Annotated in this window: 17 protein-coding genes; 3 read left to right on the top strand and 14 right to left on the bottom strand. The window is 72.0% G+C overall.

Translation table 11 applies throughout. The features are described 5' to 3' along the window. Window positions 1-107 precede the first annotated feature (107 nt). Genes ASE76_RS04610 through ASE76_RS04595 form a run of 4 tightly spaced genes read right to left on the bottom strand, consistent with a single transcriptional unit; the run spans window position 108 to window position 4,472 of the window. Entirely contained in the window at window positions 108-1,064 is a 957-nt protein-coding gene (locus tag ASE76_RS04610; protein WP_082447934.1) for an HlyD family secretion protein, read from the bottom strand. Beyond that, the gene (locus ASE76_RS04605; RefSeq protein ID WP_055835224.1) at window positions 1,061-1,873 is read right to left on the bottom strand and encodes an ABC transporter ATP-binding protein; all 813 of its coding nucleotides are present in this window, start codon (window positions 1,871-1,873) and stop codon (window positions 1,061-1,063) included. The genes ASE76_RS04610 and ASE76_RS04605 overlap by 4 nt, the downstream gene beginning before the upstream one ends. Before the next feature lie 5 nt (window positions 1,874-1,878). Further along, complete coding sequence (locus ASE76_RS04600; RefSeq protein ID WP_055835221.1) at window positions 1,879-3,018, bottom strand: FtsX-like permease family protein; 1,140 nt, start codon at window positions 3,016-3,018, stop codon at window positions 1,879-1,881. After that, window positions 3,015-4,472 carry a TolC family protein gene (locus tag ASE76_RS04595; RefSeq protein WP_236698324.1) on the bottom strand — a complete coding sequence of 486 codons (1,458 nt, stop codon included), beginning with the start codon at window positions 4,470-4,472 and terminating at the stop codon, window positions 3,015-3,017. The genes ASE76_RS04600 and ASE76_RS04595 overlap by 4 nt, the downstream gene beginning before the upstream one ends. A 285-nt stretch (window positions 4,473-4,757) precedes the next feature. On the opposite strand from ASE76_RS04595, the gene ASE76_RS04590 reads away from it, so the two are divergent. Beyond that, on the top strand, window positions 4,758-5,489 hold the full coding sequence (locus ASE76_RS04590) for a response regulator (protein ID WP_055835218.1): 732 nt from the start codon (window positions 4,758-4,760) through the stop codon (window positions 5,487-5,489). Then, entirely contained in the window at window positions 5,474-6,625 is a 1,152-nt protein-coding gene (locus ASE76_RS04585) for a cell wall metabolism sensor histidine kinase WalK (protein WP_055835216.1), read from the top strand. Before ASE76_RS04590 ends, ASE76_RS04585 begins: the two co-directional genes overlap by 16 nt. A gap of 24 nt (window positions 6,626-6,649) precedes the next feature. On the opposite strand, the gene ASE76_RS04580 is transcribed toward ASE76_RS04585, so the two are convergent. Genes ASE76_RS04580 through ASE76_RS21105 form a run of 5 tightly spaced genes read right to left on the bottom strand, consistent with a single transcriptional unit; the run spans window position 6,650 to window position 13,806 of the window. Continuing rightward, the gene (locus ASE76_RS04580) at window positions 6,650-8,956 is read right to left on the bottom strand and encodes an FdhF/YdeP family oxidoreductase (RefSeq protein ID WP_055835213.1); all 2,307 of its coding nucleotides are present in this window, start codon (window positions 8,954-8,956) and stop codon (window positions 6,650-6,652) included. Window positions 8,957-9,006: 50 nt separating this feature from the next. Then, the gene (locus ASE76_RS04575; RefSeq protein WP_156362512.1) at window positions 9,007-9,864 is read right to left on the bottom strand and encodes a cytochrome c oxidase assembly protein; all 858 of its coding nucleotides are present in this window, start codon (window positions 9,862-9,864) and stop codon (window positions 9,007-9,009) included. A gap of 17 nt (window positions 9,865-9,881) precedes the next feature. Beyond that, window positions 9,882-10,460: a hypothetical protein gene (locus ASE76_RS04570; RefSeq protein ID WP_156362511.1), complete on the bottom strand. Its 579-nt coding sequence runs from the start codon at window positions 10,458-10,460 to the stop codon at window positions 9,882-9,884. After that, complete coding sequence (gene ctaD, locus ASE76_RS04565) at window positions 10,457-13,024, bottom strand: cytochrome c oxidase subunit I (RefSeq protein ID WP_082447930.1); 2,568 nt, start codon at window positions 13,022-13,024, stop codon at window positions 10,457-10,459. The genes ASE76_RS04570 and ctaD overlap by 4 nt, the downstream gene beginning before the upstream one ends. Next, complete coding sequence (locus ASE76_RS21105; protein ID WP_236698323.1) at window positions 13,021-13,806, bottom strand: cytochrome c oxidase subunit II; 786 nt, start codon at window positions 13,804-13,806, stop codon at window positions 13,021-13,023. The genes ctaD and ASE76_RS21105 overlap by 4 nt, the downstream gene beginning before the upstream one ends. 93 nt (window positions 13,807-13,899) lie before the next feature. On the opposite strand from ASE76_RS21105, the gene ASE76_RS04555 reads away from it, so the two are divergent. Next, window positions 13,900-14,394, top strand: coding sequence for a DUF2231 domain-containing protein (locus tag ASE76_RS04555; RefSeq protein WP_055835203.1), 495 nt, complete (start codon window positions 13,900-13,902; stop codon window positions 14,392-14,394). A gap of 74 nt (window positions 14,395-14,468) precedes the next feature. On the opposite strand, the gene ASE76_RS04550 is transcribed toward ASE76_RS04555, so the two are convergent. The 5 genes from ASE76_RS04550 to ASE76_RS04530 all read right to left on the bottom strand — a co-directional run bounded on the left by ASE76_RS04550 (window position 14,469) and on the right by ASE76_RS04530 (window position 19,149). After that, window positions 14,469-14,906: a CopD family protein gene (locus ASE76_RS04550; RefSeq protein ID WP_055835200.1), complete on the bottom strand. Its 438-nt coding sequence runs from the start codon at window positions 14,904-14,906 to the stop codon at window positions 14,469-14,471. A 112-nt stretch (window positions 14,907-15,018) separates the two neighbouring features. After that, window positions 15,019-15,846 (bottom strand): HAD-IIB family hydrolase, encoded by an 828-nt coding sequence (locus ASE76_RS04545; RefSeq protein WP_055835197.1) that lies wholly within the window; start codon window positions 15,844-15,846, stop codon window positions 15,019-15,021. After that, window positions 15,846-16,268 (bottom strand): GtrA family protein, encoded by a 423-nt coding sequence (locus ASE76_RS04540; protein WP_055835194.1) that lies wholly within the window; start codon window positions 16,266-16,268, stop codon window positions 15,846-15,848. The genes ASE76_RS04545 and ASE76_RS04540 overlap by 1 nt, the downstream gene beginning before the upstream one ends. Continuing rightward, window positions 16,268-18,118 carry a hypothetical protein gene (locus ASE76_RS04535; RefSeq protein ID WP_236698322.1) on the bottom strand — a complete coding sequence of 617 codons (1,851 nt, stop codon included), beginning with the start codon at window positions 18,116-18,118 and terminating at the stop codon, window positions 16,268-16,270. The genes ASE76_RS04540 and ASE76_RS04535 overlap by 1 nt, the downstream gene beginning before the upstream one ends. Beyond that, window positions 18,115-19,149 (bottom strand): glycosyltransferase family 2 protein, encoded by a 1,035-nt coding sequence (locus ASE76_RS04530; RefSeq protein WP_082447926.1) that lies wholly within the window; start codon window positions 19,147-19,149, stop codon window positions 18,115-18,117. The genes ASE76_RS04535 and ASE76_RS04530 overlap by 4 nt, the downstream gene beginning before the upstream one ends. Between the last annotated feature and the right edge of the window lies 1 nt (window position 19,150).

Genomic DNA, 19,150 nt, shown 5'->3' with positions numbered 1-19,150 from the left:
CACAAGTCGACACCAGAGAACCCGTGGAACCGGCTTTGCCGGGCCACCAGGTTCGCCCCCTGGAGGGGGAGGCGCCGAAGGCGCTTCGGGGGTGCAGCTCCATCTTTTCAGTCATGGAAACTCACCCTTACGTCTTGCCCCACGCGCAGGTCTGGGACCTGGTCGAAGGCGATGAAACAGTCGACCACCCGCACGCCGATGCGCGGGGGCGATTCCTCGTCGATGCGGCTCGGCCCGTAGACGGTGCCGACGCGCACTACCCTGGCCGCCGGCAGCGCGGTGCCGGCGTCGATCGTCACGGTGGCCCGCATGCCGGGCTTGACCACCGAGGCGAAGCTCTCGTTGAGTTCGGCGCGCACCAGCAGCGGCTTCTGCGGCAGCAGCACCAGCACCGGCCGCGCGCCCTGGGCCGACAGGGCGCTGCCGGCCTGGGCCAGCAGCCGCACCACAGTGCCGTCCTGCGGCGCGACCAGCGTCAGGCGGTTCGCATGCAGCCGGGCCTGGGCCAGCTTCTGCGTCGCGACCTGCACGTCGGCCGCGGCGACGGCGGCGGCCGATGCGGCCTCGCGCTGGGTCTGGGCGGCGTCGTCGGCCTGCTGGCTGTCGAGTGCGCCGGCACGGGCGGCTTCGCCCAGCCGGTCGGCCCGCTGGCGGGCGGGCTGCACCCGGGCGGCCTGGGCGCGCTGGCGGGCCTGCGCGGCGGCCAGTTCGGCCTCGGCCAGGGCCACGTCGGCGCGGGCGGTGTCGGACTGCAGGCGCAGCAGCACCTGGCCGCGGCGCACCGTGTCGCCCTCGGCCACCGCCACCGATTCGACGGTGCCGTCCTGCGGCGCCATCACCTCCAGCAGGCCGCCCTGCACCTCGACCTTGCCGCGGGCGATGGCCACCGCGCCGGCGGGCACCGCGGCAGCCGCGGGCGCGGCGCCGGCGGTGCCGTTGCCGGCGGGTCGGCCGTTGTCGCCCAGGCAGCCGGCCAGCAGCAGCGGCAGCACGGCGGTGGCGCAGAGGGCGAGGCCTGCGCCCATGCCTGCAAAAGTCCGGCGCGGCCGGCGAAGAAACGTCATGCGGTGGTTTCCTTGGGGGCGGCCGCGTGGGGCGCCGGGGCGGCGGCGGGTACGCCCGCGGCCTGCCAGTCGTTGAGGATCGCGCCGTCTTCCATCGACAGCACCCGGTCGGCGTGGCGCACGGCGCGCGGGTCGTGGCTCACGCAGAGCACGGTGGTGCCGTGCGATCTGGCGATGCGGTGCAGGATGTCGATCACCCGCTGGCCGTTCTCGGCGTCCAGCGCGCTGGTGGGTTCGTCGGCGAACAGCAGCCGCGGCTCCTTGGCGAGGGCCCGGGCGATCGCCACCCGCTGCTTCTCGCCGCCGGAGAGTTCGGCCGGGCGCATCGTGGCGCGGTGGGTCATGCCCACCTCGTCGAGCACCTCCAGCGCGCGCTGGGCGGCGGCGCGGCGGCCCATGCCCAGGTAGCCGAGGGGCAGGGCCACCTGCTCCTGCGCGGTGAGCGCCGGGAACAGGTTGAAGCCCTGGAACACGAAGCCGGTGTGGCGCAGCCGGAAACGCTCCAGCGCCCGCTTGCCCATGGTGCCCAGGTCTTCGCCGAGCGCGCGCACCTTGCCGCCGTCGGGCGTCTGCAGGCCCGAGAGCAGCGACAGCAGCGTGCTCTTGCCGCAGCCCGAGGGGCCCGAGATGAGGGTCAGTTCGCCCGGATAGATCGCCACCGACAGCGACTGCAGCACCTGCACCCGCACCACGCCGGAGACGAAGGATTTTGCGAGCTGCGAGGCCTCCAGGCTGGGTGCCGGCGGCGGGGCCGCGGCGGCGCCCGCGGTGGCGGCGGACAGGGCGGGGGCATGCGGGTGGCGCAGCATGGCCGTCACCGCAGCAGCACCGCAGGATCGGCCCGCAGCAGGCCGCGGATCGAGGCCAGGCCCGAGAACAGCGCCAGGCAGCCCACCAGCACGGCGCAGAGGGCCGACACCTTGGGCGTCATCGCCACCGGCACGTCCTGCCCGGCGGCCACGGCCAGCAGGGCGCTGCTGATGCCCGCGGCCAGCAGCAGGCCCAGGCCGCCGATCCAGCAGGCCTGCTCCATCACCACCCGCGAGAGGGCGAAGCGGCTCGCGCCCAGCGCGTTGAGCACCGCGTACTCCCGGGCCGATCCGGCGACCACGGCGGTGAGCGACTGGCTGGTGATCACCGCGCCCACCAGGCAGACGATCAGCGCCATGAACAGCACCGCCACGCCGGCGCCGGTGTCGAGCACCCAGTGCAGCTGCGAGCGGCGGGCGAACTGGGCCGAGGTCCAGACTTCCGAGGGGCCGAAGGCGGCGGCGTTGCCGGCCCGGTTGAGCCGGTCGCGCACCGCGGAGGCCTGGGCCGGGTCGGCCAGCCGCGCCACGTAGTAGGTGGCGCCGGCCGGCAGGTCGCCGCCGAGCAGGCGGGCGGTCTCGAGCGAGGCGATCATGTTCACCCCGCCGAGGGCCCGCAGGTTGGGCACCGCCTCGATCACCCGCACCTTGCGGCCGTTGATCCAGCCCTGGCCGCCGGGCTGCACGCCCAGGGTGGCCAGGTCGGCCCGGTCGACCACCACGGTGCCGGGCTCGGCCAGGCGCAGGCGCAGGCCGGGCGGCAGCACCCGCGAGAACATCAGGCCGTCGGCCGCGGTGCGGATGCCGGAGACGTACACCGAGACGCCGCCGCCGGCGTTGCCCGCGTCGTGCCAGTCGCCGTCGACCCACAGGAAGGGCTCGACATCGGCGACGGCCAGGTCCATGCGCAGCCGCATCTCGACGTCGGGCCGCACGCCGCGGCCGTAGTTGACGCTCTGCGTGCCGGGGTAGCCGGCCCACAGGTCGGCGGTGGAGGCGGTGACGTAGATCGCCGCGCTGCCGAAGATGCCCAGCACCAGCGCGGCCTGCACCACCAGCAGCACGCCCGAGAAGCCGACCGCGAACACGGCGGGCACGAAGCGGCGCCATTCGTGGACCAGGGTCTTACGGGCCAGCGGGATCATGGGCGCACCTGGGCCAGGGTGGCGGAAGGGGCGCCGGCGCCGGCGGCCGCGGCCTCCGGGGCGGGCATCGGCGCGCCGCCGAGCGCCTTGTACAGGCCGACGAAGGCCAGCACGTGGGCGGCCTGGGCGTCGGCGATGTCGAGGTCGGCCTGCAGCGCGGTGCGCTGGTCGGCCAGCTGTTCGTAGTCGCTGGCCAGGCCCAGCCGGCGCAGGGTGGCGCGCTGGCCGGCCCGCTGCTCCTGCACCGTGCGGGCCTCGCGCAGCCGGGCTTCGCGCAGGGCCTGCTGGTCGAGCGCGGCCAGGGCGGATTCGGTATCGGCCACGCCTTCGAGCACCGCCTGGCGGTAGGCCAGCAGCGCCTCCTGCAGCGCCTCCTGCTGGGCGTCGGCCTGGGCGCGGCGACGGCCCCAGTCGAACAGTGGAATGTCGATCACCGGGCCGATGCCCGGCACGTTGTCGGCGGTGCCGCGCCGGTACTGGGTCAGGTTGTAGGAATACAGCAGCGACGCGCCCAGGGCCACGTGCGGGTACAGGTCGGACTGGGCCAGGCCCTGTTCGCCGGCGGCCTTCAGCACCGCGGCTTCTGCGGCGCGGATGTCTGGCCGGGCGCGCAGCAGGTCGGCGGGCACGCCGCCGAAGCCGACGGCGCCCAGCGCCAGGGGCGCGGCGGGCGTGCTCCAGGCCGGGTCGGGTTCGGTGCGTCCAACCAGCACCGCCAGGGCGCGCAGGGCCTGTGCGGCGGCCAGGGCCGGCTGGGTGCGCTGGGCCTCGGCCTGCAACTGCCGCAGGCGTGCCTGGGCGGCGTCGTCGGCGGTGCCCAGGCGGTAGCGCTGCCGCACCGCGGCCATCTCGATACTGCGGCCGTCGAGCGCCTGCAGGGCGTCCAGCAGCGCCACCTGGCGCTGGGCCGCGCGCAGTTCGACGTAGCGGCGCACCACGTCGGCCACCAGGGCGACGCGGGCCGCCTGCTCGGCGCCGGCGGCGGCATCGAGCCGGGCCTGGGCGATGCGGCCGACGCTCTCGTGGGCGCCGAAGAGGCCCAGCTCCCACGACAGGTCCAGGCTCGCATGCAGGTAGGAATCGGAGGCGGTCACGTCCTGCACCGTGCGGGTGCCGGCACTGGCCGCGGGCAGGTAGCGCCTGTCGTCGCGCCGCTGCAACAGCCGGGCCTGGGTCCAGCGGCTGCGGGCCTGCGCCAGGGTCAGGTTCTGCCGCAGGGCCTCGTCGACCAGCGCGTCGAGCTGCGGGTCGGCCAGCGTCTTCCACCAGGACTGCGGGTCGGGCACCGGCGTGCCCGGCGGCAGCACCGCCGCGGTGCGGGGCGCGAAGGCGGCCGGCAGCGGAGCGGGCAAGCGGGGCAGCGCAGGGGCGGCGCATCCGGCCAGCCCAGCGCACAGCGCCAGCAGCAGGGCCGGGCGTTGGAGCGAAAGACGTGGCGAGGAGGGGCGGAGCACGTGCGGGCGGTGGAGGAAAAAACATCCCCGGGCGGCGGCGCAGGGCTGGCAGCGCGCGAGGGCGTTCGGGCCAGCCCGGATTGGGCCGGGAACGCCTTGCGCAGCCGTGCATGTTTTGTGGAGAAAAGATGGAGGCCCCGGCGGCCCTGCCGAGATGCGGCCGGGCACCCCGCCGCTTCCTGCGGGCATGCCCGGCTGACGGGCAAGCCGCAGGGCGTCGAGACCATAATCCCCAGCTTCGCCGCCCCCGCACGTGGCGCCCCCGCCACCCCCTCCGGACAAGCCATGAACAGTGTTGTACGCCCCCCCGGCCCGCTGGTGCTGGTGGTGGAAGACGAGCCCGGCATCGCCGACATCCTGAACGCGTACCTGCAGCGCGACGGCATGCGCACCCACCTGGTGGCCGACGGCCTGGTGGCGCTGGCCGCTTTCCGCGAGCTGGCGCCCGACCTGGTGCTGCTCGACATCCACCTGCCCGGCATGGACGGGGTGGACGTGCTGAAGAACATCCGCGCCGACGGCAACACCCCGGTGATCATGGTCACCGCGCTGGCCGACGACGTCGACAAGCTGCTGGCGCTGCGCCTGGGTGCCGACGACTACGTGGTCAAGCCCTACAGTCCCGCCGAGGTGGTCGCCCGGGTGCGGGCGGTGCTGCGGCGCACTGGGGCCGTACCCAAGCCGGTGGCACCGGCGGCGGCCCGCACCATCCGCGCCGGCGGCATCGAAATCGATGAGGAATCGCACACCGCCCGCAGCACCACCCCCGACGGCACGACCTCGCTGCTGCCGCTGACCCTGACCGAGTTCCGGCTGCTGGCCTGCCTGGCCAGCCAGCCGCGGCGCTGCTTCTCGCGGAGCCACCTGATCGAGACCTGCCTGCCCGAGAGCGACGCGCTCGACCGGGTGATCGACTCGCACCTCTCCAAGCTGCGGCGCAAGCTGCACAACGCGGGCAACGGCGAACTCATCGAGACGGTGCGCGGCATCGGCTACCGGCTATGGCCCGGGGACTAGACCGGATCTGGATCCGCTTCGGGCTGATCATCGCGGCCACGGTGCTGGTCACGATGGCGATCCTGGGCGCGAGCGTCTTCGCGATCGCCGAGTACCAGTACCGCAGCTTCTACCGCACGCTGCCTTCGGGCGTGCAGCACGAGCTGGACGCGCTGAACGACCAGGACCTCGAGGACAGCCCCCGCGCGGTCGAGATCTACGGCCAGTACTGGAAGGGCGACCTGCTCTTCGGCGAGAAGTGGTCGCTGGTGATCGGGCTGGTGGTGTGCCTGCCGTTCGGGCTGATCGGCGGGTTATGGGTGTCGCGCGTCGTGACGCTGCCGGTCGCCTCGGTGGCGGAGGCGGCGCGGCGCATCGCGCAGGGCGACCTGGCGGTGCGGGCCGAGGCGGGCAAGCACGGCGGCGAGATGAGCGACATGGTCCGCGACTTCAACCGCATGACCGACGCGCTGGAGGCGCTGGAGCGCGAGCGCAAGGCCACCGCCGCCGCGATGTCGCACGAACTGCGCACCCCGCTGGCGGTGCTGCGCGCCCGGCTGCACGCGATCTGCGACGGCGTGATCCCGTCGGACGCGGCCGAGAACCGCAAGCTGCTGCAGCAGGTCGAGCACCTGGCGCGGCTGGTGGGCGACCTGCACACCCTGTCGGTGGCGGATGCGGGCCGGCTCTCGATGCACGACGAGGAGGTCGACCTGGTGGCGTTGCTGGACGACGTGCTGGCGATGCACGCCACCCACATCGCCGACCACGGCATCCAGGCGGAACTGCACACGGCGGTGGACCGGCTCGACATCCGGCTCGACCCCGACCGGATGCGCCAGGTGATGACCAACCTCGTCGAGAACGCCCTGCGGCACGCCGCCGACGGCGGCTGGCTGGCGCTGGGCGTGGCGCTCGAGCACGGCCACGCGGTCGTCACCGTCAGCGACGACGGCCCCGGCCTGCCCGAGACCGTGCGGCGCAACCTGTTCCAGCGCTTCCAGCGGCCACCGCAGGCCGGTACCGACGGCACCGGCCTGGGCCTGTCGATCGTGCATATGCTGGTGATGCTGCAGGGCGGCACGGTGGAGGCAGGCGCCTCGGCTCGCGGCGGCACCTGCTTCACCGTGCGCCTCCCGCTGCACGTGCACGCCTGACCTGAAGGCAGTGCGCCGTGCGGCTCAGGCCGCGGCGGTGGCCGGCGCCGATTTCGTCAGACGGACCGGAACCGACTTCGCGGCCGGCACCTTGCTCTCGTCCGCATGCTGCCACAGCGGAATGAGCGGGTTGCACTCGGGGTAGTAGGCCCCCAGGCTGCCGCGGGGAATGTCGTAGGGCACCACGGTGAAGCCCTGCACCGCGCGCATCACCTCGTCGGCGGCGGCGCATTCCATGCCCACCACGTCGCCGGCCTGCAGGCCGTGCGCGGCGATGTCGTCGGCATGCATGAACACGACCATGCGGGTGCCCTCTACGCCGCGGAACCGGTCGCTGTAGCCGTAGATGGTGGTGTTGAACTGGTCGTTGCTGCGCAGGGTCATCAGCCGGAACACGTCCTTGCCGCCGTCGCCCGGAAAAGCGGCGCTGAGCTGCTCGGGCACGGTGAACTCGGCCTTCTTCGATTCGGTCTTCCAGATCCGCTCGCGGGCCGGCAACGGGCGGTGGAAGCCGGCGGGCGCGGCCAGGCGCTGGTTGAAGTCGTGGAATATGTCGGGGAAGGTCTCGGCGATGGCATCGCGGATGCGGGCGTAATCGGCACACCAGTGGTCCCAATCGACCCGCGGGTTGTGCGGCAAGGTGGCCTTGGCGATGCCGGCGACGATGCGCGCCTCCGACAGCAGCCGGTCGGAGGCCGGCGCATGGTGGCCGCGCGAGGCATGGAACCAGCCGGTGCTGTCCTCGGTGCTGAGCGCCTGTACGCCGCTGGCCTGGGTGTCGATCTCGATGCGGCCCAGGCAGGGCAGCAGGTAGGCCACCGCACCGTGCAGCAGGTGGCTGCGGTTGAGCTTGGTGGCGATCTGCACCGTCAGCCGCATGCGGCCCCAGGCCGGCTCGATCCGGTGGTGGTCGGGCACCGCCCGCACGAAGTTTCCACCCAGTCCGATGAAGGCGCGCACCGATCCGTCGAGCATGCCCTCGCAGGCGTCGACGGTGCTTAGGCCCAGGTCGCGCGGCGGCGAGAAGCCGTACTGCGCGGCGAGCGTGTCGAGCGGCACCAGCTCGGGCTTCTCGGCGATGCCGACGGTGCGCTGGCCCTGCACGTTGGAATGGCCGCGCACCGGGCACAGCCCCGCGCCCGACTTGCCCACGTTGCCCCGCAGCAGCATCAGGTTGACCAGCATGCCCACGTTGTCGATGCCGCGCTTGTGCTGGGTCAGGCCCATGCCGTAGACGCCGATCACCGCTTCGGCCTTGGCGTAGACCTGCGCGGCGCTCTCCAGCGCGGCGCGGGCCAGGCCCGACTCGGCCTCGATCGCCGACCATTCCGTCGCACGGACGTAGGCCTCGAAATCGGCGAGTCCGTGGGTGTGGGCGTCGAGGAACGCCTGGTCGAGCACCCGCACGCCACCGGTCGCCTTCGCCGTATCGTCCAGGGCGAACAGGGCTTTCGACAGCCCGGCGATGGCCGCGATGTCCCCGCCCGGTCGCACCTGGTGGTACTGCGTGGCGATCGCGGTGCCCTGGTTGGTCAGCATCTCGGTCGGCGACTGGGGATTGACGAACTCTTCCAGGCCCCGCTCGCGCAGCGGATTGAACACGACGATCTGGATGCCGCGCTTGCGCGCCTCCTGCAGCTGGTGCAGCATGCGCGGGCTGTTGCTGCCGACGTTCTGGCCGAAGAAGAAGATGCAGTCGGTGTGCTCGAAGTCCGCCACATGGACCGAGCCGACCGGCATGCCGATCGTCTTCTTGAGCATCACCGAGGTGGTCTCGTGGCACATGTTGGAGCTGTCGGGCAGGTTGTTGCAGCCGTAGAGGCGCGCCAGCAGCTGGTACATGTACGAGGTCTCGAGCGAGGCGCGGCCCGAGGCATAGAACACGACCGACTTCGGGTCCAGCCCTTTCAGTTCGGCGCCGATGGCGGCGAACGCCTCGTCCCAGCCTACCGGCAGGTAACGGTCGCTGGCCGCGTCGTAGCGCAGGGGCTCGGTCAGGCGGCCGCGCAGCTCCAGTTCGTAGTCGGGCCAGTTGCGCAGCTCGGTGAGCGTGTGCTCGGCGAAAAATTCTGCGCCGATGCGCTTGCTGGTCAGTTCGGAGAACGTTGCCTTGGCGCCGTTCTCGCAGAACTCGGCCAGATGCGATTTGGCCGGGCGGCCCCAGGCGCAGCTGACGCACGCGTAGCCATCGGGCTTGTTCTGTTTGGCCAGCAATGGCATCGCCTGGACCGCGCCGAAGCGCGCAGCCGTCACCGCCAGGGATTTCATCGACCCCCAGCCGCCGGCGGGGCCTTCGTAGGGTTCTATCGCAACGTCGGGCATTTTCGTCATGGGGTTCTTCCTTGTTCCCCGATTAGCCCGTCCGCACCCGACCGCTGCTGTCAATCGGTTGCGCTTCGGGCTGTCGGCCAAAGGCGATTGCTGCCGGCGATCGGCGGTGGTACGGCGCGGTCGTCGGCATGGAACCGCTGCAGCGCCAGCACCACGCCGGCCGCCAGGTAGGCGAGGCTGCCCGGCACCCACATCAGCATGCCGGCCAGCTGCTGGTCTTCGAGCGGCGACAGGCCCCACGCGGTCGCGCCGCCGGCCTGCAGCGGATAGAACGTGCCGGGCGCGAAGGTCAGCAGCGCGCCCAGCAGGCCGGTCTGCGCAGTGGTGGCCACCAGCGCCAGGACCGCGCGGCCGGTGCCGCCCGCGCCGCCGCGGGCGCTTTGCAGGACGGCGTTCCAGAACCAGAGGGAAGCGGCCACGACCGATGCCACGACGGCGACATGCACCGCTGGGGAGGTCAGCGCAGCGTCGTAGACCGACGGCAGGTGACGCATCCACAACACCGCGGCATAGGCCAGCGTGGCAGGCACCAATCGGGGTCCGGGCGAGGGGCGGGAGGCTTGCCGTGGCATGGCCAGGCCACCGACCGCCATGAGCAGTGGCGCGGCTACGGACAGCACCAGCAGCTGCGCCATGTGGCCCGCGACCAGCGTCGCGGCCAGCCGGCACAGGGGCGAGACCAGCGCGAGCGCCAGCAGGCACCATCCGGCCGACCAGATGCCGCGATAGCCGGCCGCGGGCGCTCCAGTGCAGGTCGATCTGTCCGCCGGCGCGCGCCACAGGGCGAGGGCCAGCCAGGCGAGCAGCGGCAGCACCAGCGCGGGCGCCAGGCTCCAGGCCGTCGTCCAGGTGCCGGGCAGGGCGGGCATGCGGCCCAGCAGGCACAGCGAAAGCAGGTCGTACGGCATCGTCGGCTCCTCGGTGTTCACAGCGCCGCGCAGGGCGGCAGCAGCAGGACCGGCCAGCCGATCCAGACGGTGCAGGCGGCGGACGCGGCGGTGAGCACCAGCGCCAGCCGCGTCATGAAGCCGCCCTGCGGGCGCGGCGCGGACGGATGCTGCTCGCCGTCGTGGGCGATCTTCACGTCCGGATGGCGGCGCAGCAGCGCGGCCGCCAGCACGGCCAGTGCGACGAGGTGCGCCAGCCAGATGCCGGCCAGCAGGGCCGTCAGCCAGGGTACGCCGGCCACGGTGCGGTGCTGCCAACCGGCTTCGCACCCGAGCGACAGTCCACCATAGAGCAGCAGGAAGGCACTGCACCAGACCAGAAGGCCGGCGAACACCGTCCAGAGGCGCAACGGCAGTCGCGTCGGCTTGTCTGCCGGGGCCTGCCCGTCGCGGGGCGGCGCGACGGGCTGCTCCAGCGCGTTCCAGGGCGAATCCCACGGATCGTCGGGCTGGTCGCGCAGCGGGCGGAACGCTTCCGACACGAGGCGTGCCGCGTGGGCGGTCGCCGGTCCCGGCGGGGCGGAAGGCGGCGGTGATGCGGCGTCGTTCCGGCTCATGCGTGCCATCCTGCCGGCAAGTGGAGCGCCAGCACCAGCACGATGCCGGTCACCGCGGTATAGCGCCACCAGAGCCGGGCGATCCGCAGCTCCACCGTGCGCCGTTGCGAGAGGAAGCCGGCCCGGCCCCGCGCCCAACCGTAGGCGGCGATCACCGCGCCGATGGTCGCGTGCACGACGCCGTAGCCGGCGCAGATCGAGACGATGGCCGCATAGGCATGGCTGCGCGGCGAGGGCAGGCCGGGCCAGACGCTCGCGGCCAGCAGGCCCGCCGCCAGCAGCGATGCGCCGGTGGCCACGGCCAGCCAGACCTGTCGCCGCGATGCATCGCTCGCCGCATTGGCGGCCTGCGCGCGCTGCAGGGATATCAGGGGCAGCAGGTAGGACAGTGCGGCCAGCACCGGCCAGGCGATGCCGGCCTGCAGCCATTGCGGCGGCGCGCCGCCGGGCGCGATGGTGCAGAGGTATACGTACCCGAACAGCAGCGACGCGAAGAACGCGCCGTCGGCCACCAGCGTCCAGGCGAGGCCGGTCAGGCCGGGCGCGGCGTGCGCCACGTCGTGCACCGGCAGCAGCAGGCTGTGCGGATCCTCGCGCGGGCCGGCGGGCACCGGTGCAGGGTCTTCGCGCAGGCCGATCGTCCAGGCCCAGTGCCAGAAGATGGCCACGATGGCGACCAGCGCCAGCGGCGCGGCCCAGTAGACGCCGGTCAGCAGCGCGACGAAGAAGGCGCCGGTGACCACGCCCGCCACCAGCGGCAGCCAGCTCGGCCGCGGCAGGCGGATCACATGGGTCGGTGCGCCGGTGAGCGGATCGGTGCCCAGGGCCTCCTGCTCGTCCACGTCGATGCGGCCCAGCAGGCCCGCGCCGCCCGCCAGGCGCGCGGGCAGGCCGTCGTCGTCCCAGAGCGGCTCGCGGCTGGTGACGACCGGCTGGCTGGCGATGTTGTAGACCGGCGGCGGGGCCGGCGTCGCCCACTCCAGCGTGCCGGCGCCCCAGGGGTTGCGCGGCGTGCGCCGGCCGACGAAGAAGCCCAGCACCAGGTCGAGCAGCAGCAGCATGAAGCCGATCGCCATCACGAAGCTGCCGACCGACGACACCAGGTTGGTCCATTCCCAGCCCCAGCCGGCCGAATAGCCCGAGACGCGCCGCGGCATGCCCAACAACCCGGTCAGGTGCATCACGAAGAAGGTGGTGTTGAAGCCGGCGAAGACCAGCCAGAACGCCCAGTTGCCGAGCCGCGGGATCGGCATGCGGCCCACCATGTGCGGGAACCAGTAGTACAGCCCCGCCAGCATCGGGAACAGGAAGCCGCCGACCAGCACGTAGTGCAGGTGCGCCACCACGAAGTGCGAATCGTGCGCCTGCCAGTTGAAGGGCACCAGCGCCAGCATCACCCCGGTCAGGCCGCCGCAGACGAAGACCACCAGGAAGCCGAAGAGATACAGCATCGGCAGCGCCATGCGCGGCCGCCCGCTCCAGAGCGTGGCGATCCAGGCGAAGAGCTGCACCGCGGTCGGGATCGCGACCAGCATGCTGGCGGCGGAAAAGAAGATCTGCGCCAGGTGCGGAATGCCGACGGTGAACATGTGGTGCACCCACAGCCCGAAGCTGACGAAGCCCATCGCGATCAGCGCGGCGACGATCCAGAGCCGGCCCACCAGCGGCCGGCGCGCGAAGCTGGGGATCATGGTCGAGACGATGCCGGCGGCCGGCAGGAAGATGATGTAGACCTCGGGGTGGCCGAAGAGCCAGAAGAGGTGCTGCCACAGCAGAGGATCGCCGCCGCGCGCCACGTCGAAGAACGGCCAGTCGAGGGCGCGCTCCACCTCCAGGATCAGGCTGCCGACGATCAGCGGCGGGAAGCCGATCAGCATCATCCAGGCTGTCACCAGCATGTACCAGCCGAACATCGGCATGCGCGACAGGCTCATGCCCGGCGCCCGCATCGTCAGCAGCGTGACGACGATCTCGACCGCCGCGGTGATCGCCGAGATCTCGACGAAGCTCACGCCGAGCAGCCAGACGTCGGCGTTGATGCCCGGCGAATGCGCCTTCGACGACAGCGGCGTGTAGAGGAACCAGCCCCCGTCGGGCGCCAGGCCCGAGGCCAGCGCGCCGAGCAGGATGGTGCCGCCCAGCACGTAGCACCAGTAGCCGAAGGCGCCGAGCCGGGGGAAGGCCAGGTCGCGAGTGCCGATGATCTTGGGCAGCAGGTAGATCGCGAAGCCCTCGATCAGCGGGATCGCGAAGAGGAACATCATCACCGTGCCGTGCATGGTGAAGACCTGCGCGTAGGTGGCGTCGTCGAGGAAGGAGGCGTTGGGCGTGGCCAGCTGCGCGCGGATCATCATCGCCAGCACGCCGCCGACGAAGAAGAAGAACAGCGAGGCGACGATGAAGCGCCGCCCCACGATGTTGTGGTTCACCGCCGATAGGCTGCGCCAGCCCTTGGGGCTGGCCCAGACCCGACGCAGCGCATGGTGCAGCTGCAGCGCCTGCGAGGCGCCCGCCGGGGCGGCCGCTGCGGCTGCGTGCGGTGCGGTGGTGGACGAGTCGCTCATCGGGGGCTCTCGGGGGCCGGGGGCTGCGGCGCGGCGGTGGGCGCCTGAGCGCCGTGCGGCCCGGCCATGCCGGTCGGCGGCGCGGCCTGGCCGAGGCGCTGGCCGTCGGCGGGCAGCGGCATGCCGTCGGCATCGACCTCGCCCTGCAATTCGACGGTGGACAGGGCCTGCACCGCCTGCGCCAGCGCCTGCGGATCGGCATGGGCGTGCACCTCGAAGGGCATGCGCGCATGGTGCAGGCCGCAGAACTCGGCGCACTGGCCGCGGTAGATGCCGGGCGCATCGGCCTGCAGCCGCAGCACGTTGGTCCGGCCGGGAATCGCGTCGAGCTTGCCGCCGAGCCGCGGCACCCAGAAGCTGTGGATCACATCGGCCGCGCCGATGCGCACCTCGACCGGCTGGCCCGCCGGGATGTGCAGCACGTTGACCGCGTAGCGCGGCCGGCCGTCCGCGCCGGTGTGGCGCATCGACCAGTACCACTGGTGGCCGGTGGCCTGCACCCCATAGGCCGGCGCAGCGCTGCGCGCCCGCTGGGCGCCGGCCCAGACGTCGTAGCCGAGCAGGGCGACGATGCCGGCGACCGGCAGCACGATGCCGCCGAGTGCCAGCAACAGGTAGGGCCGCTTCAGGGTCCGGGTGCGGGGCCGCAGCACCGCATAGGTGCCGAGCGCGGTCATCAGTGCCAGCAGGCCCATGCCGGCCCAGAACATCGCCCACCACACCTGCGCCGCATGCGCCGCGCCCGGCCCGGCAGGATCGAGCGCTGAGAGCGGGCCGTGCACGCTGCAGCCTGTAACCAGGGCCGGCAGCAGGGCACTACAGTAGACGGCGCACTGCCGTCGCACCCCGCGCCGCTTCTCTCTACCGAATGTCCCATGCGTGAATTTGCCCAACCCCTGCCCCACGGCACCGCCAGCTGCGTCGCCTTCATGGGCCATCCGCTGCACCCGATCGTCGTGCCGTTTCCGATCGCCTTCCTGATCGCGGTGCTGGCCACCGACCTGGGGTGGTGGTACACGCAGGACCCGTTCTGGGCGCGGCTGTCGGTGTGGCTGGCGGGTGCCGGCACGGTCAGCGGGATCGTGGCCGGCCTGCTGGGCACGGCGGAGGTGCTGATCCAGCGCGAGATCCGGATGCGGGTGGCGGCGTGGAGCCATTTCGTGGTGGCGGTGATGCTGCTGGCCGTCGCCGGCGTGAACTGGGGGCTGCGGCTCGAGGATGCCGAGGCGGTGATCCTGCCCTGGGGCCTGTACCTGTCGGCCCTGGGCGCGGTGCTGGTTGGCGCCGCGGGCTGGCTCGGCGGGTCGCTGGTGTTCGACCACCTGGTGGGCGTGAGCGACCGGGACGAGGAAGACACGCCGCCGGCCTGATGCGGCGGCGCCGGCGAAACGCATTCCGGACACATCGATTGGGGCTGCGCGGCGATGCGGCATCGGGGCCGCCTTCACCACGGCATCTCGGGTTGCCACAGCACCATCGCGAGCACGCCGGGCACCAGCAGCAACGGCACGCAGCCGAGCGTCAGCAGCCAGCCGGGCCGCACGGCATGGGGCCTGCGCTGCAGCACCAGCACCAGCTTGCCGCAGACCGCGTGGAAGACCACCATGCCGGTCACCAACGTGAGCTTGGCGAGCATCCAGCCGCCGTAGGAGCCGGTGGGGTAGACCATCAGCGTGCCCGAGACCACCGCCACGATCGCCGCGGGCGAACCGAGCGCGACGAAGGTGAAGCGGGTGGCGGCCACGACCCGTTCGCGTTCGACCCGCGTCGGCCGGTAGGCATGGAGCGCCAGCAGCGCGGGCAGCGCGAACAGGGTCGCGCACCACACCAGCAACGCGGTGAAGTGGACGAATTTGAGGTAGGGGAGCAGCGGGGCGAGCATCGGATCGTGCAGCCGATGCGACTGCTTGCGCCGACTCTAGGGGGTGGCCCCCGGCGCCGCGCAACAGGGTGTCACCGCCGGGCGGCGGCGGGGCGCCCGCCCGACGGTCCGATCAGCCCGGGCGACGTGCCTGCAGGATCGCATCCGCCACCTGCGCGAAGCCCGCACCCCGTTCCGCGGGCGTCAGGTAGTGCGGCAGGTGGCGCAACTGCGGTACGAAGCGCGCGACGTTGGCGACGCCGAAGCTGTGCGGAAAGTGGCCGAACATGGTCTGGTCGTTGGTGGAATCGCCCACGTACACCCAGCGGTCGATCTCGGCATCCAGGTCCCGCTGCCACAGCGTACGCAGGATCCAGCGGGCGCCCGAGAGCTTGTCGTGGTCGCCGAACCAGCCGTTGATGTGGATGCTGCTGACGGTCGCGTGCATGCCCTCGGACCGCATCAGGGCCACGACGCGCGCCACGGTGGCGGCGTCCAGGTGCACGAACTCGCTGTGGTCGATCGCGATGTCGGTCTCCCGGCCGGGCGAGTCCTGCGCCAGCGCGGTGCCGGGGATCTCGCGCAGGATGCGCTGTGCCACCTGCCGCATCCGCCCAAAGTTGGCGGCGCGGGTCTCGGCGTCCTGTTGATATAGTTTCGATAGCGCGTGGTCGGCGCCAGACGCCGGCTGCAGGCCGATTGAGCTCGAATTCAGCAGCGCGACGGCGCCGTTCTCGGCCACAACCGCGTCCACTGGCCAGGTCGCGGCGAACTCGGCGCTCCAGCCCACCGGCCGCCCGGTGATCGGCACCACCGGAAGCCCGGCGCTGCGCAGCGCGTGCAGGGCCGCCAGCGCGTCGGCGGTGATCGCGCCGTCGGTGGTCAGGGTGTCGTCGATGTCGGTCAGCACGCCGACGATGCCGCGGCGCGCTGCGAGCGGCCAGGTGTCGAGCGGCTGCATCAGCGCGGCCCGGTGGCGGCCGGACGGGCGCGGAACACGAAGTACCGCGCGCTGGCGAAGTTGGCCACCAGGCCCGCGATGCTGCCCGCCGCCACGCCGAGCAGCGCGGCATACGGCCCGTGGTACCAGTGCAGCACGGCGACGTAGGCGCCGTAGTTGAGCGCCGCACCGCCCAGCATCGTGACCAGGTACTTGCCGTACTCGCGCCAGATGCCGCTGCCGGTGGCGCGGGTGCCGCTGAAGGTGAAGTGGCGGTTGAACAGCCAGGTGGTGGTGGCTGCCGCCCAGAACGACAGCACCCGGCCGCCGTACCAGCCGAGCCACGGCGCCAGCGCGTAGAGCACCGCCACGTCGACCACGAAGCCGAGCGTGCCGACCACGCAGAAGACCAGGAATTGCCGCAGGGCGGGACGGGAGGACATCATTCTTGGGCCAGTGCGCGGATCGCGTCGTAGAACTGGGCGGAGCCGTCCAGCGGGTTGTCGGGCCGGACTTCCATGCGGCTCACGCCGTGGATGCCCGGTGGCCGGAACCGCTGCGGGACGGGCGAGAAGTAGTAGGGGCTGACGAAGCGGGCGCCGGCCTGCTGGTGGGAGCGCAGGGCCTTCAGTGCGGTGCCGGGGCGCTTCCACTGCTGCGGATGGAATTCGGGCACCCCGTAGCCGCGCCAGTGCCGCTCGGCGACGAAGCCGCGCACCCAGGCGCTGTCGGTCGCGCCGCCGTAGAGGTTGAAGCCCGGCTTCCACGGCGTGTCGGCCGCGAGCGTGTCGCCCACCGCCAGCAGCTGCGGGTTCCAGGACGAATTGACCTGGGGCACGATCTGGTGCGAATAGAGCTTGTCGGCCGGCAGGCCGGCCTGCACCGCCACGTCGTAGAAGGCCTGCATGAAGGCGCGGACCTGCACTGCGCGGTACTGGTTCCAGTCGCGCGCCAGGGGATTGAAGTAAACGTCCTGCAGCGACCGCGGCAGGTCCAGCCACGATTTCACGCCCGGCAGCACCTGGGCGTTCTGGAGTCCGGTGACGGCCGGGGCCGCCTTGTCGGATGCTGCCGCCTGGTCGCGCGGCACCACCACGAACTCGGCCTGCGCCAGCTCGTAGCGTGCGCCGGCCGATTCGGCCACGATCTGCGCCCGGTGGCGGCCCGGCGCCAGCCCGCTGAAATCGAAGTCGATCCGGTAGCCGACGTTGGGGTCGAGCACCGATTCGTCGGCACGGTACACGTCCAGCCGGTTGAACCCGCGCGGCACCGGGCCGTGCCGCTTGCCGTCGATGTAGAGGTCGAGCGCGGCGATGCGCTGCTGCGGGTCCCAGAGCCAGCCCGAGAACGGCAGCGTGCCGTCGGCGAACGCGTCGTAGTGCTCGCCGAAGGAGGCGAGCGCCTCCTTTCGGATGTTCTTCGAGGGCGCGGGAACGGCGTCGAAACCGGCATAGGCCAGCCCGGTGCGCGCCCGGAAGGTCTCGATGCTGCCGTAGCGTTGCCGCAGCCACTGCCGGAAACCCGCGACCGAGGCGGCGCTGTAGTCGGTGACGCGGATGTCCTCGTAGGCCCCCATGCCGCTCTCGAAGTTCGGGAACATGTGGTGCAGTTCGCCCAGGAGCGTGATCGCGACGATGCGCTTGCGCGCCTCTGGCGGCAGCTCGGCGATGCGGCGGGCGATCGCCTGCAGCGCGGCGAACCGGTAGCGGTTGACCGGGATGTCGGCACCGGTCTGCAGGGTGTAGGGCAGGATCGGGTAGCCGAAGTAGTTGGACTCGGCCGGCGTACCGTCGGCCAGCAGCATCAGGTTGCGCCTGTCCTTGCGCAGTTCCTTGGCCAGCGGGCCGATCGTGTCGAAATGGTCGGCCGCCAGGTACAGCACCACCGGCCGCGCCACCTTGGTCACCGGCCGCAGCAGCGTGTCGACCTGGGCCATGTCCAGCTCCCAGCCCTTCGGTCCGCGCTTGTAGAGGCTCAGCAGCTTCAGGGTCTGGGTATAGCCCACCTGCACCGTGCCCTTGGGCCCGCCAGGCTCCAGCGTGTCCAGCAGACGGGCCAGGGCCGCCGATCCGTCGAGCTTGCGCTTGCCGCAGTAGGCATACGCGGCCTCGATCGGGAAGATCTTCAGGTTCTTGGCCGCCTCGTCGCAGAGCAGCAGGCCCTCGACCGTGGGGACGAGGTAGAACGGTTCGGCGCCCGGCGGCTGTGCGCCGGCCTGCGCCTGCGACAGGCCTGCCGCCGTCGCCAGCAGCAGGCCGGCCCAGGCCGCGCGTGTGGGGAACCGCCGCGTCACGGCGTGCGCACGGTGGAGGCCGGAGCCATGGGGGGATGGCCCGCGTCCTGCGCCACCGGGCTCGCCAGGGACGCGGCCGTCGGCGCCGCCGCGCCGGTGCGTGCCGCGGAGTAGGACTGCACCAGGTACAGCGGCCGCGCCTTGGTTTCGTTGTAGATGCGGCCCAGGTACTCGCCCAGGATGCCGATGAAGAACAGCTGCACGCCGCCCAGGAACAGCATCGTCACCATGAGCGACGGATAGCCCGGCACGTCCTCGCCCCAGATCATCGTCTTCAGCACGATCCACGCACCCGCCACGAAGGCCGCGAGCGCGATCAGCACGCCGAAGTAGGTGGCCAGCTTCAGCGGGAAGATCGAGAACGAGGTGATGCCCTCGATCGCGAAGTTCCAGAGCTTCCAGTAGTTGAACTTGGTGGTGCCGGCCGCCCGTGGCTCGCGCCGGTAGTCCACCACCTTGGTCGGATAGCCCACCCAGGCGAACAGGCCCTTCATGAAGCGGTGGTGCTCGCGCATTCGCAGCAGGCTGTCGACCGCGCGGCGGCTCATCAGCCGGCAGTCGCCGGTGTTGGCGGGAATGTCCACCTTCGACATCGCGCCGATCACCCGGTAGAACCCGTGGGCGGTCAGCTTCTTGATCCAGGTCTCGCCGTCGCGGTGGGTGCGCCGCGCCACCACCACGTCGTGGCCGTTCTTCCATTCGCGCACGAAGTCCGCGATCAGTTCGGGCGGGTCCTGCAGGTCGGCGTCGAGGATCACGATCGCGTCGCCGCGCGCATGGTCGAGGCCGGCGGTCATCGCGGGTTCCTTGCCGAAGTTGCGCGACAGCTCGATGCCGGCCACCCGCGGATCGGCCGCGCACAGTTCTTCGATGATCCGCTGCGTGGTGTCGGTGCTGCCGTCGTTGACGAACAGGATCTCCCATTCGTAGCCGGGCAGCGTCGCCAGCGTGGCGCTTAGCCGCTGCAGGAAGGGCCGCAGCACCAGCTCCTCGTTGTAGGCGGGAACGATGATGGAGACGAGTTCGGCCATG

This window comes from Xylophilus sp. Leaf220 (assembly GCF_001421705.1).
In the GTDB taxonomy this organism is placed as follows: Bacteria; Pseudomonadota; Gammaproteobacteria; order Burkholderiales; family Burkholderiaceae_C; genus Xylophilus.
This window is presented reverse-complemented; position numbering and strand designations above follow the sequence as displayed.